Here is a 17,847-nt window from a genome sequence, read left to right as displayed (position 1 = left end):
CATATTATTTCTTTTTATTTCTTTTCTTATTTAAGAATAAGTATACTGTTAAAGAAGTAATAAAGATAGTGATAGATGCTATTATTCCTCTATCTCCTGTACTTGGGTTATTTCTCAGTTCAGATTTTTGTTCTTCTTTTCTATCTTTTTCATTTTTTATATTTGTTACATTATGCTTGTCAACTTCATTATCTTTATTAGTGTTATTATGCTTATTTTCTTCTTCTCCTTTATCTTCTTTAATAACAATAGTTCCATCTGGCTTGATAATAGCACCATTTTCAGGTATCTGAACAGTTCCATCTGGCTTGATAATTATGCCCCCAGGGGGCACTATTATATTTCCTTCTTCATCCACTTTTGGATTTTCTCCATCTTCACTAGGTTTTACTATTACACCATCTGGAGTTTCTATTTCTCCATCTGGCTTAACAATATTTCCATTTTTATCTATAAATATATCATCTTGTTTATCATTATTTCCATCCTTATCCACATCTGGTAAATTTGATGGTGGCAAATCATCTTCTCCTTGATTTGGTTGGTCTGGTTTTGCTGGTATATTCCCACCATCATTTTCTCCATCATCATTTCCACCCCAATCTGGGTCTGGTTTTGGTTTAGTTCCACCATCATTTACCCAATTCCCTTCAAATACATACACTGATCTACCACGAATTGATGTGTTTCCACTTGAATTTGTAACTTTATATGTAAGATTATAAACAGCAGGTTTTAAAGTATTTACATATCCACTGACTTTTACTTTAGATGTAATATCTCCATCTATGACATCTTTTGCATATACATTGTTACGTACATTGAAATCGTCACCTACTTTTACATAGTCACTCTCTGTATAAAGTTCTGGAAATATAGCCCCTTCTGGAACATCATCAGAAGGATTTGTAGGTATGTCTATGCCTTTTGGAACAACATGTACTATTCTATTCCATTTTAATCTGTTATCTGCACTATCTCTTACAGAATAAGATACTATATAGTCTCCAACCACATCTGTATCTAAATTAGTAGTATATGTTATTTTATTTGTCAAATCTCCATCTTCTTTGTCTATTACATTAATACCATTCATAACATTATATTTTTCTCCAACAGTTATATATACTTCTTCTCCATACATCTTTAATATTGGATACTCGTCTACTTTTTCTGGCTTTTTAGGTGGCAAATTTTCATTGTAATCTATGACTCTTACATCACATGCTTTGATAGTAGATTGACCTTTAAAATCCATTACAGAATAAATTAATTTGTACATACCAACTTTATTTATATTTACAAAACCTTTTACCTTTATAAACTCTGTTAAATCTTCACCTTTGTAATCATATGCTGTAATTCCTTTTAATACATCAAATTTACTATCTATAAGTATTTCTTTATCTCCTGCTCCTTCGATTATTGGTGGAGTAATAGTTTCACCTATTCCTATTTCACCTAGTTCATAGTGTACAATTTGACCCAAGTTCCCATATCCATCAACAGGCATAAAATGTATATATTTATAATCTTTTGGGTCAAATTCAATCGTATCTGATGAAATAGTTGTCTTTATATCCCCATCTTCTAAATTATCATTTCTCTTGTTACTTAATTTATATCTATAATATTTGATTGTACTACTAAATGAATTTCCTACACCCCAATCATTTCCTCTTTCATCCATCATATCTCTTATAATTAGATTATCTTCTTTCAAGCGAGTCCTAACTTGATATTTTTCTGATACACCTATATCTTTTGCGTTTATTGTTAATCTTAAATACTCATTTTTATTTTTTTCTTTTTCTGTACTTGTATTTTCTACAGTTGTAAATAACTCACTATCTTTAACACTTTTATCTTCTTTACTATATTTTTCATTTTGCTGTTCATTTTCTTTTTCTTCAATATTATTATTTTGAGTATTTTGACTTTCTTCTTCATTAAAATTTTCTTCTATTTCATCTTCCAATTTATTTTCAGATACACCCATTACAGATGGTCCAAATATATCTTTTGCGTCTTTATCAATAAAATTAAAATCTTCTGTGTATCCTATAGTAGTATAATCTCCTTCTAAGTTGTTCCATTTACGAACTTCATAAAATACATCATCACCCAAGACATTTTTATCCCAACTTATAGTCATGTTATTGTTTTCTAAGTTTGGTGTTACTTTAATTTCCATATCTCCATGTACAAGTACATATCTTCTTACCTCTCTTTTATTGCCTTGAGAATCTTTTACTTTATAAGTTAGCATATATTTTCCATTTCTATTTACATCTACTTCCCCATCAATTTCTATTTTAGAAGTTATATCACCATCCTCAACATCATAAGCTGTAATTCCCTTTAATGCATCAAATTTTTCTCCTTCTTGTACTCTTGTTGTATAAACTCCCTTAATTACAGGAACATAGTTTGTATCATATTTCCCATTTATAAGATGGTGTATTGTTTTACTTACATTTCCATTTTTATCTATTGCTTTTAAATGTATAAATTTAAACTTAGATTTACTTATATCTATATCATCTACATCTTTTACATTTACAACATTCAGAGGTTCTGTATCCTCTTTATCATTAATTATATAACTATATCCAGCTACCCCCACATTAACTTTTTCATTTTTAACTTCACTTGAATTTATAACTTGCTCATTTTCGTCAAGTGCTTCTATAAAGTATCTATAAGTAGAGCCTAAATCTTTGCAAACTATTTTTAATTTAGTTTTTTCATTAGAATCTTCTAGTGTTGCATTTTTTAAGTTATCAACTATCTTATTAGATATTTCTTTACTTATGGATACCAATTTTTCTTTTCCTTCTGCATCCTCTACCTTTATTTCTTTAAAATAAGATATTACAGGAGAATTTTCATCCGTAGCTTTATTATCACTATACTCTAAAGTATTTTCATCAAATACACCTACTTCTTCAAAGTCATACCCGTCTGCTTTAGTTTTATATAATTTATATTTTCTAGCATTTTTAACAGATTTCCATGTAATATCTAACTTATTATCACCTTGTTTTATATCAAGTTTCATATCTCCAGTTACATGTACTTTTACAATAGTTTCTGCCTTTAATCCTTTTGAATCCAATACAGTATATTTTAATTCATATACACCTTTTATATTACTATTAACTTCACCTTCTACACTTATCTTATCAGTCAAATACCCATCTTCAAAATCATATGCACTTATATTTTTAAATTTATCAAAATTATCACCAATAGAAATGACTTGATTTATTGCTGGTACTTTTATACGAGGTTTATTATTATAACTATCATCTGCAAGTCTTATATGCTTTGTTTCAGTTGCATTACCTTCATTATCTATTGCACAAATATGTAGATATGTATTATCAGTCACATGCTCGAACTTAAACTTACCATTTTTATTATTAACTTCTTTATTTAATTCTGTATTTGGTTTTTCATCTATAATATAACTATATCCTTTAAATCCAGATTTTCGAATCACTTTTGCTATATTAGAATATGCAGTCTGATAGTTGTCATTGTCATAACTCTCAACTTTATATTCATACTCTGTTCCCATATCTTCTGTATTAAATTCTAGTTCTGCTGTCATTTCTTTACTTAGTTTCAATGAAAATTCCATTTCTGGTACTGTAACATCTTTACTATCAATATCTTTTAATTCATTCTTTAGTACTTTCTTAACTGTTTGAGTACCTTTTTCAATTTCTGTTTTTATAACATTATAATATTTAGCATCTTGAATTTCACTCCAAGATAAATTTACTTCACTATCATTTGTAGCACTCAATACTATATCTTGTTTAGAAAACATATTATCTATTTGTACACTATCTTCATATTTATATGTTCCACCAGTGCTTTCATCTTTTTCTTTTTCATATTCAACAACAAAGCCTTCTATATCTGTCCAATATGGGTCAGTACTATTAGTAGTATCATTCCAAAAACCATTTGAGTTTTTAATGGAATACATATAATCTTCAACCCCTCCAAAATTATTTGGTTCTCCAGGACACCAATTTGTATATTCAAAAGGTTCTCCTGTTATCCATTTCCAAGTGCCTTCTTTTTCTTCATCTGTACCCCCTAACCATACAGTTTTTGTGGTTAAGCTATTGAATATATCTAATTCATCTTTAGATGTAATAGTTACTAAATGCCCTTTTAAACCTCTATATTCCATTTTTTCTGCTTCTAATTTTGCATTTTTCCAACTTATTCTTTTTGCAGCTACAAATTGATAGTAGTTTCCATTAGTTGGATTATATACTATATCGTCTACTTTATTATTTTGTAGTCTTATATTAAATCTAAAGCTTGTACTATTATCATGTTCTATTTTTATAGATTTAATTATATTTGTTACTTCTTCTGTAGTATATTTACCTGTCAATATTAATTGTTGACCTTTTACAGACTTTTCTACTCCTTTTTCACTATACTTAATTGTTATACTATTATTAAATCCTTCACTTATATATAATTTAAGACCATCTATTAATTCATTACTATTATTTATAATTTGTACATTAGGAAAAGTAACTAAAAATCTTTTTCTATTAGGTTCACCTAAATTGATAGTTAAATAGTCAAAGTTTTCTTTTACAGTTACAGATTTTTTAGCACTACTCTCTTGACCTTTACTATCAGATACAATGTACTCTAAAGTCCATTTACCTAAAACAGTAGTATCAAAACTTTGAACTATTTTATTTGAAGGATTTTTTATTATAACACTAACCTTGCTAGTTAAATCTCCATCATAATCATCCGTAGCATTAATATCTTTCATAATATCAAACACTTTACCTTGTTCTATAGAAGTATTTCCTCCAATACTTAAAACTGGAGGTAAATCTTCAAACATTCCACCAATTGGAAGTGTAAGCACTTCACTTTTATTTCCTGCTTTATCTACTGATACTATATGCACATATAACTTACTTGCTAATTCTTTAGCAGATATAAAACCATCTGTACTATTTACAACATCACCTAAAGAGATTGATGGTACAGAACTATTACTTACTTCATAGCTAAACCCTTTAAATCCAGATTTTATTTCCACCTTTTCTTTATTTGATATATGTGTTATATCCCCATATTCAGAAATTCCTTTAATATAGTATTCATAAACAGAAGAAATATCTTCTGAATTAAAATTAATTCCCTGTTTTATTCCAGAGTTAAATAATTCATATGTTGGTGCTGTAGGTTTATTTATGTCTTTTTTATCTTCTTCAAAGTAAGTATCTTTTTGTTCTTTAATTATTTTAAAATCTTCTTCTTTTTCTTTAATTATTTTAAAATCTTCTTCTTTTTCTTTTAATAAAATCTTATAATGGTCTATATCTTTGATATTGTTCCAATCAAGCATAACCTTATTTTTATTCTTTTCAAAGAAAGCATGTAAAACAATATCTTGTTTACATTCAATTGGTTTAATAGTTGCAGTATCCTCATACTTAAATTTATCTAAAGTATTAGGATAAGGTAGTTTTTCATCTAAGCCGAATTCTACAATATATCCATCTATTTTTCCCCCACTTGCTACATTAAAATCATCATCCCATAATCTTTGGTTATCATTGTAGGAAATAATGTAGTGTTGTTGACCTAAATAATTGTCAGGTCTACCAGAATACCAGTTTGTATATTCAAAAGGTTCTCCTGTAACCCATTCCCAGTTACCTTCTTCTTCTTCATCAGTTCCCCCAAGCCATATACAGTTAGCAGTTAAATTATGTACTACTTCCTGTTCGTTAGCCGAAGTTATTGTTGCTAAATATCCTCGAGCTCCTACAAATTCTTGTTTTTCTGCATCTACTTTTGCTTCTTTCCAAGTTATACCTGGTGCAGAAATAAACTTATAGTAATGGTTATTTTCGTAGTTGTACACCATGTCATCAACTTCATTTTTCCCTAATCGTACTGTAAATTTAAATTCTGTGTTATTTTTATGTTCAATTTTTATAGATTTTACTAATTCTTCTACTTCATTGAGACTAAGTTCTGTATTTATTTCTATTCTTTGATCTGTGGATACTTTCTCTACTCCATTTAGAGTGTAGTATACTTTAAACGTATTTTTATCAAAAAAACTAGGGAAATACATTTTTAACCCATCTATTTTTTGTTGTTCATTATCAGAACTTATTTTTGCATTAGGAAATTTTACATACTTACTTGTAACAAACTCTTTTCCTAAATCTATACTAACATTAAAATCTTTAACTACTCTTAATGTTCTTAAATAGCTTGTAGTATTATCCACACTATCTTTTACACTATATTTAATTGTCCATTTCCCAAGTATATTTGTATTTAACTCAGAAACACTTTCTCCATCTGGATTCACTATCTCAACAGTTATTTTATCTGTTAAATCCCCATCTATAACATCAGTTGCAGTTACTCCCTTCATAATATCAAACTTGTTACTTTGTAAAATGTCTATATTAGCACCTACTTTTAAAGTAGGTGCTTCATCTTTAAATATTTCTAATTTAACATTTTTGCTTATATTACTATATCTAAGATACAAATTTCTTATATCTAAAGTGGATGAGCTAACAAACTTAATCTCATCATAGTAATCAGCAACTAAATTAATCATTTCAGCTTCGTTTGAGGAATGTTTTCCTATGTCTGTCCAAACTCCATTCTTTAAACCTTTTATCATGACAATACTATTTCCATTTAAAAAAGATGCTCCATTTATATAAAGTTCTTTTGTATTTTTTAAAACTAACTGGTTATCTGCTCCAGATATAAAATATCCATTGCTTCCACTAAATACATTTTCTGCTGTATACTTATCAGATAAGGAATTTCCTTGTGCTAATACTCCCATTGGGACACCTTCTATAAAAGAAAAGGTATCTGGCAATAATGTTATTTTTACATTATTCTCAACACTATTGTCATGGTAAATTTTCAAACTTCTAATTATTTCATTTAATTCAGACTCACTGCTTGTAGTAATTTCACTATCCCCTTCTTTTTGATTATATTTACCATTTTGGGTGTAAGAGATTTTATTTTTATTACTGCTATTTTCAAAATCAATTAAAAGTTTTGTATTATTCCCTTTTAAGGATGCTTCTTTAAAAGAGATACTACCATCATTATTAATACTCTTTTCCCCTAAATTAAGACTATATTCTGAACGATTGTAATTTATTTTTTCTCTATTACTTTCTTTATTAAATTCTAATTCACTTATCGTACAAGAGTCTATACCAGTGTGGGTTTGTTCAATTCGGATTCCTTCATACTCTCCAACTGTTACACTTACTATTTTTTTACTTTCATTTTCCCCAAACTCTGGAGTACCCTCTCCTATCTTTATCCAACTACCATTTTTTAGTCCTTTTATAATAAATTTTTTATTTGCTTTAATAAGCACATTTTCTATATACGTTTCATCTTCAAATAAAATAGTAAATGTGCTGTTATTTTTATTTATTGCTCCATAAAAACTATCGCTATTCCCATCTATAGCTCTTTCAGCTTTATATAGGCGAGAGGGTGCTCCTTCTACACTCTTATAAAGTGGCAACCCTCCTAATATAACGTCAAATTCTAACTTTTTATTTCCTTTTGTATCTATTTTTAAAGTTCTTAAAACCTCATTCAATTCATTTTGTGTTTTAACAGGTATTTTCATATTTTTACCAGTTAAAAGATTTTCTACTGAATTTAAACTATAAGTAATTGTTACATCTTCATATGCATTTCTATTAAAATCAAATCTTAAATATGTTGGATTATTTACTATTCCTTGTGCTTTTGGAAAACTTAAAATTCCATTTGTATCTATATACTTCCCCATATCAAGTGAGAAATTTTCATTTAAATTATTTTTGTAAACTTGTTTGCTATCAGCAAAAACATTTATATTGCTAGGTGTAATACCTAAACTAGTTGAACTTGCAATTATTGTAGATAATAATATAGAAGTTACCTTCTTGTTATACATAGACACCATCCTCTCATTTTTCTATAAAAAATAGTCCTTAAAAAGGGACTATATATTGTTTATCTATTTTTTTCACAGGAACATAAACATTAGATACATAACACTTGAAATCACTAAACTCTACACAAAACAATCAATTATCCTTTTCTCATTTTTATCTATCTTTCCATTAAAAAAACTTTTAAGGTCGCCTTTTTCTTCTTCACTATTTATTTTATTACTAGCAATATGGTGTAGTTTTTTTAATTCATAACTGTTTTGTAACTCTTGTAACAATATTTTTTGTTTCAAGTTTTCATCTGAAAATTTTATTTTCATTATTTTCCTCCCATAAAAAAAGCCCCTTGGGGACATTTTATATGCATCTATCCAATCTTTCATTTGATTGTCTAACCTTAGCAATAGAATTAAATTTATTTAAAATATTTTCTTTTAAAGAAGTTTCCTTTATATTCATTTCACCATTTTTTACTGCTGCTGATATACGCTCCCATAAATCTCTTGCTTTTCCATCACCTATACTAAATTTTAACTCTGAAGAAAGTAACTGTTTACATTTCTCATTTTTATAAATTTTAATTTTAATTTCATGTTTACTTTCATCTATATTACATTTCTTCTCCATCATTTCAATAAGTTCATTGGCTATATTAAATTCCCAACTATCACCTTTTTCAATTTCTTTAGCTGTGCTACTAGTAAACTTTACATATGTATTTTCCAGTTTTAATCCTTCATCTTTTATATCATTTTCTTTTTCCTTATTATTGTCTAATTCATTGTTATTAGCTTTAGTAAGTGCTCGTTCTTTTTCTAAAGTCAATTCAAGTATTTCTATATATTCTTTAACAGTATCAGACACCTCTTTAAGCAAATCCTTTTTGTGACGTATATCAGTATCTTTAGTCCAATTTTTTATATAATCTAATGAGTATTCACTTGTATCTATTTTTAAATAACTACATGTTGTATATGCCACCATTTCAGCTTGAAATTCTCTTTCTTCTATTGTGTAGTTCTCATGTTTTTTACCTCCATGAAGTTTTGCATGTGCAAGTTCATGTAATAAAGTTTTTACATTTTGAAGTTGAGAATTTCTAGGATTTAATGCAATTTCTTTATTTCCATATGTAACACCTTTTGCTACTCCAAGTTCTTCATATGGCTCTACAATCTTAGCACCTATTTTTTCAGCGATATTCTCCATACCTTTATACATTAGACTATAGTTACTTATATCTCCCTCTAACCATCTGTTAGGAAAAATCTTCGGTAAATCACTAGTTTTAGCAGTAGTTTGACTTATATCAAATACATTTCCTTCCATGTAATAACATAATTTTTTCTTTGTTTTTATTTCTCCTATTTTAACTTTTTCTAACTCTTCTTTTGATGCATACTTTAGTGCTTTTGATTCTCCATTTTCATATATTAAATATTTGTTAAAACAAGGCACAAGAATTTTTATACCTTTTTCACCCCTCTTTACAGCGAACCCTTTTTCCTGCCAAAATTTAAACGCTCCTACTGCTTCTGCACCCATAAATTGATTCTCAATTAAGATTTGATTACCACTCGAATAATCATAAAATTTTGCCATAAATTTAAGATAGCTTTCTAGTTCTTCTTTTGTGTTCATGTGTAGATTTAATTTTTTATCAACTAATTTTAAATGACCATCTATTTTAGCTTTTAATTTTTCTATGTCTTTTTCATTATATTTTTTCAATTTTATTCACCTCATTATTTTTTAAAAATATTAATTGTCTTTTTCTAAAAGTATCATTATTATAAAAATCATCTTTGTTGTTTTTTATTACTTTTGTAACACATATTAAACCACAAAATGCTTTTTTTATTTCTTCACTTGCATCACAAATAAATACACTAAGAACCTCTAATGTATTACAAATAGCAAATACTTCATTTAATTTTTTTTCAAAATCCACTCTATTTAATTCATTTAAAGTACATATATCCTCTAGTATACTCAATCCTTTATTAAAATCTTTAATTACTAGTTTTTCATCTAGTTCTATAAAATCACATCCTAAAAAAGTCCCCTGGGGACATTTTTTTGAAATTACTAAACTCTATTTATACAAAACCTAATATATTTATATGTTCTAAAATTATTTTTTAATAATCTATCAGGATTTATTATGAACTCTTCAAAACATTGTGCAAAATATTCATCAGGGTTTTTTATATAATAGTCTATATCTTTATCAGAATTTAACTTTAAATAGTTTTTTTCATTTGCATATATATCTAAAAAAACACTATCACTTGTATCATTATATAAGTCACTAATAAAATGACCCATTTCATGTATCAAAGATTGTTCGGACCAATTTTCTTTATCACTTAGATAAATTTTTTTATCAAAATAAACTCCTGCTAATGCATATTCACTAATAAATCTATCTTGTAGAGAATCATGTGTTAAAACAATCTTCCCTCCAACTTCTGCAAATTCATTTATAATATTATTTGGTATTAAACTCATATATTTATAAAGTTTTAATGCTTTCTCATTATTATCAGAATCAACCTCAACCAATGATTCATACTCGTATACTAATTCTTCAATTTGATTATAGTGAGGTTTTAAATTATCTATCTCATTATCTCTATATGCCTCTATTTTGACTGTATATATAAATATAAAAAATAGACTCATCATTACAAGTTTAGCTTTAAATATATGTTTATTTAAAATCATAGATATACTCCTTTTACAATTAAAAAGATGTCCCCTGGGGACATCTTCTTCTAATTTATATCTTCTTGTATTAATATCTTTTTACATTTATCATATTCCACTAAACAACCAATTTCTATTTCACTTTCTTCAACAAATCCTCTTTCCATAATTATTTCTGTAACATCATTACTTTCTATATCTTCTATAGTTAAAATATCTCCATGTACATTAGTAACTATCCCCTTATTATTATCTGACATTATAAAATCCATTCAAATCACTCCTTTTATATTATTTAATAATTTACATATTATATTCTTTTTCTTCTTGCAATCTATCATAGTAACTTTGATTTTTCAGACTATCAAATTCATCATTTAAAGACTTTTCTAACTTCTTTAAATGAGAACCATATATTTTCAAACTAATCTTTTTATTCCTTTTTTCTCTTAACTTCTTATCTTTAATTTTTAATAATTCTTTTTCCCTTAATTCCTCCATTCTTATATGTTCCTTGATTTCATTCAATATTCTATTTCCACATCTTGTATATAAATCTTGTATCTTATTATCTTTATAATATTTATATTTTTCGTTTTTACCTTTTCCATAAACGTCTTTCAATATATGTTCTTGCTTATCCAATTCTTTAATTAATAAAGTCCAATCATTAGATTTATTTTCATTTATATAAAGTGAAGTTATCTCATCTAAATAGACTCTAGCATCTGACATTGTATTATAATGCCATTGTCGTCTATCCTTTGGTAAATTTTCTATTACGTTCTTATATAAATTCTTTAATTTATTTTTACTATAATCAATTGAACTTATATCACTTACAATGTTTTCTCTTATTATATCATTTATTTTTTTATAACTTTCTCTTTCATTACATAAACTATTTACAAATTTACTTTTCATATTTTCAAGTGTTTTTAATGTTCTTTTTCCACGTTGTTTTAATGGATTAAGTTCACATGTAGCAATATGTATATGTATATTATCTGTATTGTAATGTATAGCTGCACTCCATATTGCACTACCATCAAGTCCATCTTCTTCAAACCAATATTTCATAGAAGCCCTTACAGCATTTTTTATTTTTTCTTCATCAATATCTTTTGTTCTCCTATCATAAAAACCAACCTTTTCTAACCATGCATTATCAAAACTGAATACATCTTGCCACATTATACTTTTTTTTGATTGTGCTATTGAAAATAAATCTTTTACTTTTTCCTTATCTTCCTCTCTTAAAAAATTCCTATCTTGTGTAAAAAGAGCACTTGTTTTTTCAGGATTACCCATGTAATCATTGTAGGCTGAATATCTACTATAAGCATTATTTCTTATTGCTTCATCCCTATCTACATAATCAATATAATTTTTAAATTCTTCTGAAGTAGATATAACAAATCTTGATTTATGTATCACACCTGGAGTAGACATTAATATAATTTTCCTTCCTTTTTATATTTATTTAATATCTGTCTCTCTTTAACTATTTTCTTTGATGAATCTAAAGCTTTAGAAGAAATTACATCAGTTGAAACTACATCAACATATTCTTCTTTAAGATAAATTCCATTTATTAATTCTATTAATATTTGAACATTTTCATCTATAATATTTGTTGTCTTTTTAGTACTATATAAGTATATTTTCATTCTATCTAATAGTTTATCAGCTATAATATCAAATATCTCATATTCATTCATATTATTCATATATTCTCTTATTATATCTGATATAATTTTGCTTCTATTAGAGTTTTTTTCTTTCTTTAAAGTTTCTATAAATTCAAAACTTTTCTCATCCAAACTCACATGTATTTTATGCATATCCATCTCCTAATTTTCCTCTAAAGAGATTACATTTTCTTCCATAAATAAATTCAGTACTTCCCTATTTTTTTGAATCTCTTCTGAATTTTGTTCAAGTACTATTAAAAACTTTTCTAAAAGTAATTTATATTTATCTTCAATTTTAAATATCTCTTCTGATTCTACTAAATTTTCTAAATGTTTTCTTAAAAAAGGTTCTCTTTTCATGCCATTTTTCTTTGCCATTATATCTATTTTTTCTATAACAAAATCTGGTAAATTTCTAATTTTTATTTCTCCCAATATCGTTCACCTTCTTTTGTTTTTTATAGTCACTTATTGATACAATTTTTTTAGTTTGACTATTTTCATTAATATTTTTTTCTAACTCAACGCTTTGTAAAGTAATATTATATTTTTTTATAAAGCGTTTTAAAAAGATTTCTAAGTCTGTATTTATCATAGTTATATCTCCACACTTTTATATACATCTTTATTTCTCAAAATCTATTATTGGTAGTTTTTTTTACTCGTTTCTCCTAAAAAAAAGAGCATAAGGAGTTTTTGTCCCCATATTCCATAAATTTCATTTATTCCATAACATGGGGAGCTAGGCAAAGCCTAGCAAAACTCTTTAATTAAGGTCAAAATACTATTTATTTTATAGGTCATTTTCTCTGGGGTCAGAAAATCACTCAAAAATACACATTTAGACCACTCTTAGACCACCAAAAACACATGTTTTTTTGGTTTTTTTGTATAGATTTAATGATTTTTTCTTGCATAATCTTTTACTTTTAATCTTAGTTTACTAATTTTTTCTCTATATTCTTTAATCTGATTATTATACAACTCTACGTTTTCTTTAGAACCTTTTTTTGTACTCTCTAAGGAACTTATTTCATATTTAGTATCCTCTTTTTCTTTATCTGTTCTATATCTTTCATCACTTCTTATTTTATTAATTTCATATATCAACTTGTCTTGTTTTTCTTTTTCAGCATCTATTAATTTATTTTGCTTACCTATTTCTCCTTCTATAAATTCAATTTTCTTATTTGTTAATTGAATTAAATACTCATATTTATTCTTTTCTTTCATTTTATAATCTTTTTCTATCTTTCTTGAATCTGTATAAATTCTTACTTTATTATTATCTTTAGATGTAGTCTGTTTATCTAAATTATTAATATTATTTATATAGTCTGTTTCTTTTTTTACAGAATCAATAGCATCCAAATAATCTTTTGTTTCATCAACAATAGATAAAGATAATACCTCCCAATTTTTAGGAATTTTTGCTATAATAACATAGTTATCTTCATCCAATCTCTTACTTTCTAGTGGTATTGAAATAGTAGGATTCTTCTTTTCTCTTAGTTCAAATTTCAGATTACTTTCCTTTAATTTATCTTGTTGCTCTCCAGATATTATAAACTCTACTTTTTTATCTATAGGATTATATCTTCTATTCATTAAAGCTATATTTGTACTTCCTAGTGTTTGTTCAACGTACAATGGTGTGCTATTTATATCCTCTTTAGATGAAAAAATAGTTTTTGAATTAAAAAAAATGAAAATCCTAGAATCATGCATACTGGAATAACATAATATATAAAGGCTTTATTTTGACTTATTTTTTTATATACTATATTTAGTTTTTGAGGTAATGTATTCAAAAATTTTCTTACCTTTTCTTTTATTTTATCCATATAAAATGTTCCCTTTCTCTTCTTTATCTTTTAATCTTTTTACTATCAAATTGTAAACTAAAATTGACCCATTTTCCTTTTGAGTCCATATTTACTATCGCATCATAAGAACAAGACCCATCTTTTTTCTTAAATCCTTTAACTTTAACCTTTCCATCTTTTAGTAGATTCTTAACCATTGTCTTTGTTAGTTTTTTTCCTCTAGTTTGAAAAAAGTTATCTTCTTTAGATATATAAAAAGTACACTTGTTTACATCTTTATAGCCCTCACAATAAAAACTTTTAGGACCTTCAAATATATTTTTTCTACACTTAGGACATACACCTATAACCTCTTTTTCTTTCACATTAGAGTCTATTTTTTTTACTTCAATAGCCTTGCTATTGTTTATTATATTAACTAAATCATTTGAATATAGTTCAATAGCCTTATCAAATTCTATTTCTTTTCTGTATACTTGTTTTAATATTTTTGATAATTCAACAGTTTTATTTTTATCCATATTAATGTTTAATTCACCAAGAGATTCGATTAATATTCTCCCTAATTCTTTTATGAAAAATGTACCTTTCTTTTCTTCGATATATTCTAACTTTTTAGCTTTATTTATTATTTCTGCTCTAGTAGCAACAGTTCCTATCTCAACCCCTTTTAACATTAAATTGTATTCTTCATCTTCTGTCATTTCATCATTTTTAAATGGATTTTTTAGATAATTATTTAAATCTTCAAGAGATAAATGTTTAGGTGGTTGAGTTTTTTTCTTTACAGTTTCTATGTTAAAATCTAATTTTTCTCCTTGAGAAAATTTAGGAACTGCCTTCTCGCTCAAGTCGCTTTCATATGCTAAATATCCTAATTTTTTTATAACTGTTCCTTTAAATTTTATTTCATGTTCACCAAATTCTAAAGTTGTAATAGTTTCTTCTAAAAGAGTTTGTTCTTTTAAAAAATTACATATAAATCTGTTTTTTATAATATTGTATACACTAGTTTCAATACTATCTAAATCATCTTTTGGTAATTTTTCGGTTGGTATTATAGCACTATGGCTTTCAATCTTCGTATCATCAAATATACTCTTTTTATCTTTCATTTCTAATATTCTACTTTCAGAATCATGTATATTTATAATTTTTTTTATCTTTTCTTTTTCTGATTCAGCAAGATATTCTGTATTTGTACGAGGGTAAGTAACATATCCTTTTTCATATAAATTTTGTATAATCTTTAATGATTCATCAGCACTTAATTTTAAATTTTTTGATAATTTATTTTGAAGTTTATCAAGTGAAAACAATTTTTTAGGACTCTTTTTGACCTCTTTTATGTCTATATTTTTAACTACTAAATTATACTCTTTTTGTTTCAGTACTTCTGAATCGCAATTACTTTTTGAATCAAATTTCAAGTCATTTACATTACACCTTATTTCTTCTCCATTTTTTAATATAGTTAATTCAGGCTGAAAATAATCTTTAGATACAAATTTTTCTATTTCTAAATCTCTTTTATAAATAACATCTACAATTGGAATTATTACTCTTCCCACTGAGAAAGTTTTATTCTTTTTTAATGTTACAAATCTGGTTAGATTTATACCATAAAGCCAATCTACATGGGTTCTTAATAGACCTTCTGAATACAGATTATCGTATTTATTAATATCTTTTAAATCATTCAATGCGTTTAATATATCATTTTCTGTTTGTGCTGGTAGCCATAATCGTTTTACTCTTTTATCTACTTTTATTTCATTTAAGATTAACCTTATGATTACTTCGCCTTCTCTATCTGCATCACCACAACTTATTATTTCATTTACATCTGATCTATTTACAAGTTCTTTTATTGTATCAAATTGTTTCTTAACACCATCATCAGATTTTAATTTAAACTTAAATTCTTTTGGAACAAAAGGTATATCATCAATATTCCAATAGGTTTTTTCTCTATTTAAATAATCATCTATATCGAATAATTCAAATAGATGTCCAAAAGCATATGTAACTATATAATCATTATTTTCGTAATAACCATTTTTCTTACTAAAACCTTCTTTTATTGCACCTACTATCGTACGAGATAAACTAGGTTTTTCTGCTATAATAACACTTTTCATATCTTTTCCTCCAATTAAAAAAAAGTCCCTAGGGGACATCTTTTTCTTTATATTTCATCTAATATTTAAAATTTAAATGGTATTTCATCGTCATCTGTAATTGGCTCTGGAGTATATTTTAGTTCATTATCATTACTCTTATTTTCTACACTTTTACTTGTTAAATATTCTATGTAACTAGTAGAAACACTAAAATATCTTTTTTCCTTGTTAGCACCATAGTTTTTGCTATTTATCTTTCCACTCAAAGCTATTTTATGCCCCTTCTCTAATTCAGTAGAATATTTCTCAATTAATATCCCATGAACTTCTATTGGTATAAAATCTGTACTTTTCAGACTATCTACAGCCAAATTAAAATAAAGAACATATTTACCATTTGCTTTACATTTTAATTCTGGAGAACTTGTTAATCTTCCAATTAAATTCACATCATTCATAAAATAATCTCCTTATCATTTTTTTATATAAATTGTTTTTTATCCTTCATACTCTTCTTCTGACAAAACACAAAAACTATTTAATATTTCTTTTGATAAGTTCTTTATATCAGTATTTCGTCTAATAATATGTCTACATATATAATCAATGTTTGTATCAGTATATATTGCCTTTTTTATCACATTTCTAGGATAATAAATTCCTTCTGTTAAGATATATGGAACTGCATCATTTTCATATACACAAAAATCTAAATTATTTTTATCATTACAAAAACTCATCATTATTAATTCTTCATCTTCATATGGAACATCAACCAATTTCCACCCATTAAGAGAAAAGTTTTCTGCCATACACCTCTCTATAATCAATTCTAACCTTTTATTTTCTTCCTCATTTAAGGAATTATCATAACCATCCAACATTTCTTTTGCTAGTTTTTCTATAGTTTTATCCATGTAATTAAATCCCCCATCATTAGCAATATTATTTATACTTTTATAGTTTCTAACAACTTACTCTTATCATCAAATCAATCCAGTTTATGTATCTTATTTATATTGATTCTTAAAGAATATTCATAATAAAAGTCTTTTAAATTGGATTTTAATTCTTTTACTATTAGTGTTCTCATTATCTCTGTCTTTATATTTTTCAGATATATTTTCCATAGAGTCAATGCCATCCCCTTAATTTGTTCAAAATAAATATTAGATTTTTCTAAACTTATAACATCATCAGAATCTAATATTTTTTCTATTTCTTTAAATATTTTATATTCATCACTGTATTTGTTTTTTTGTCTTACAAATCCATATAATGCACCTAGAAGTATTGCTCCACTTTTAGCATATACAATTTTTCTATCTAAAATATTCTCAGATAAATTCGAGTTGACAGCAAACTTTTTATATAAAAATCTTATTTCATCTACTTCTTCATTAAAACATTCAATATAATATTCTCCCATAATATGTTTTAAACTCCTTCTCTGTATGTCCCCTGGGGACACCTTTTTTGGATTCAATTT

General features: G+C 26.2%; 15 protein-coding genes. All 15 read right to left on the bottom strand.

Features of this window, described 5'->3' with window-relative positions:
• Positions 1 to 4: 4 nt before the first annotated feature.
• Positions 5 to 8,008 (bottom strand): immunoglobulin-like domain-containing protein, encoded by an 8,004-nt coding sequence (locus KGF52_RS05035; protein WP_227839345.1) that lies wholly within the window; start codon positions 8,006 to 8,008, stop codon positions 5 to 7.
• A gap of 120 nt (positions 8,009 to 8,128) precedes the next feature.
• Positions 8,129 to 8,326 (bottom strand): hypothetical protein, encoded by a 198-nt coding sequence (locus tag KGF52_RS05030; protein ID WP_227839344.1) that lies wholly within the window; start codon positions 8,324 to 8,326, stop codon positions 8,129 to 8,131.
• 37 nt (positions 8,327 to 8,363) lie between these two features.
• A complete protein-coding gene (locus tag KGF52_RS05025) occupies positions 8,364 to 9,737 on the bottom strand; it encodes an ImmA/IrrE family metallo-endopeptidase (RefSeq protein ID WP_227839343.1) in 1,374 nt (457 codons plus the stop codon).
• Positions 9,724 to 10,002 (bottom strand): hypothetical protein, encoded by a 279-nt coding sequence (locus tag KGF52_RS05020; protein ID WP_227839342.1) that lies wholly within the window; start codon positions 10,000 to 10,002, stop codon positions 9,724 to 9,726. Before KGF52_RS05020 ends, KGF52_RS05025 begins: the two co-directional genes overlap by 14 nt.
• 92 nt (positions 10,003 to 10,094) lie before the next feature.
• Positions 10,095 to 10,733, bottom strand: a complete 639-nt coding sequence (locus KGF52_RS05015; protein ID WP_227839341.1) for an anthrax toxin lethal factor-related metalloendopeptidase — start codon at positions 10,731 to 10,733, stop codon at positions 10,095 to 10,097.
• A 50-nt stretch (positions 10,734 to 10,783) separates the two neighbouring features.
• Entirely contained in the window at positions 10,784 to 10,987 is a 204-nt protein-coding gene (locus tag KGF52_RS05010; protein ID WP_227839340.1) for a hypothetical protein, read from the bottom strand.
• A gap of 31 nt (positions 10,988 to 11,018) precedes the next feature.
• Positions 11,019 to 12,167: a MobP2 family relaxase gene (mobP2, locus tag KGF52_RS05005; protein WP_227839339.1), complete on the bottom strand. Its 1,149-nt coding sequence runs from the start codon at positions 12,165 to 12,167 to the stop codon at positions 11,019 to 11,021.
• On the bottom strand, positions 12,167 to 12,559 hold the full coding sequence (locus tag KGF52_RS05000) for a hypothetical protein (protein WP_227839338.1): 393 nt from the start codon (positions 12,557 to 12,559) through the stop codon (positions 12,167 to 12,169). Before KGF52_RS05000 ends, mobP2 begins: the two co-directional genes overlap by 1 nt.
• 9 nt (positions 12,560 to 12,568) lie before the next feature.
• Positions 12,569 to 12,844 carry a hypothetical protein gene (locus tag KGF52_RS04995; RefSeq protein ID WP_227839337.1) on the bottom strand — a complete coding sequence of 92 codons (276 nt, stop codon included), beginning with the start codon at positions 12,842 to 12,844 and terminating at the stop codon, positions 12,569 to 12,571.
• Positions 12,825 to 13,004: a hypothetical protein gene (locus KGF52_RS04990; RefSeq protein ID WP_227839336.1), complete on the bottom strand. Its 180-nt coding sequence runs from the start codon at positions 13,002 to 13,004 to the stop codon at positions 12,825 to 12,827. The genes KGF52_RS04995 and KGF52_RS04990 overlap by 20 nt, the downstream gene beginning before the upstream one ends.
• A gap of 302 nt (positions 13,005 to 13,306) precedes the next feature.
• The gene (locus tag KGF52_RS04985) at positions 13,307 to 14,059 is read right to left on the bottom strand and encodes a hypothetical protein (protein WP_227839335.1); all 753 of its coding nucleotides are present in this window, start codon (positions 14,057 to 14,059) and stop codon (positions 13,307 to 13,309) included.
• A gap of 217 nt (positions 14,060 to 14,276) precedes the next feature.
• On the bottom strand, positions 14,277 to 16,376 hold the full coding sequence (locus tag KGF52_RS04980; RefSeq protein ID WP_227839334.1) for a DNA topoisomerase: 2,100 nt from the start codon (positions 16,374 to 16,376) through the stop codon (positions 14,277 to 14,279).
• A 65-nt stretch (positions 16,377 to 16,441) separates the two neighbouring features.
• A complete protein-coding gene (locus tag KGF52_RS04975; protein ID WP_227839333.1) occupies positions 16,442 to 16,816 on the bottom strand; it encodes a single-stranded DNA-binding protein in 375 nt (124 codons plus the stop codon).
• A gap of 39 nt (positions 16,817 to 16,855) precedes the next feature.
• Positions 16,856 to 17,275, bottom strand: coding sequence for a hypothetical protein (locus tag KGF52_RS04970; RefSeq protein ID WP_227839332.1), 420 nt, complete (start codon positions 17,273 to 17,275; stop codon positions 16,856 to 16,858).
• 74 nt (positions 17,276 to 17,349) lie between these two features.
• Positions 17,350 to 17,847, bottom strand: a 498-nt coding sequence (locus KGF52_RS04965) for a hypothetical protein (protein WP_227839331.1), incomplete at its 5' end; no start/stop codon positions are given.

Source organism: Clostridioides sp. ZZV15-6597, assembly GCF_020657815.1.
Taxonomy (GTDB): Bacteria; Bacillota; Clostridia; order Peptostreptococcales; family Peptostreptococcaceae; genus Clostridioides.
Note: the sequence above shows the minus strand (reverse complement) of the source record. Positions and strands in the feature narration are given on the sequence as shown.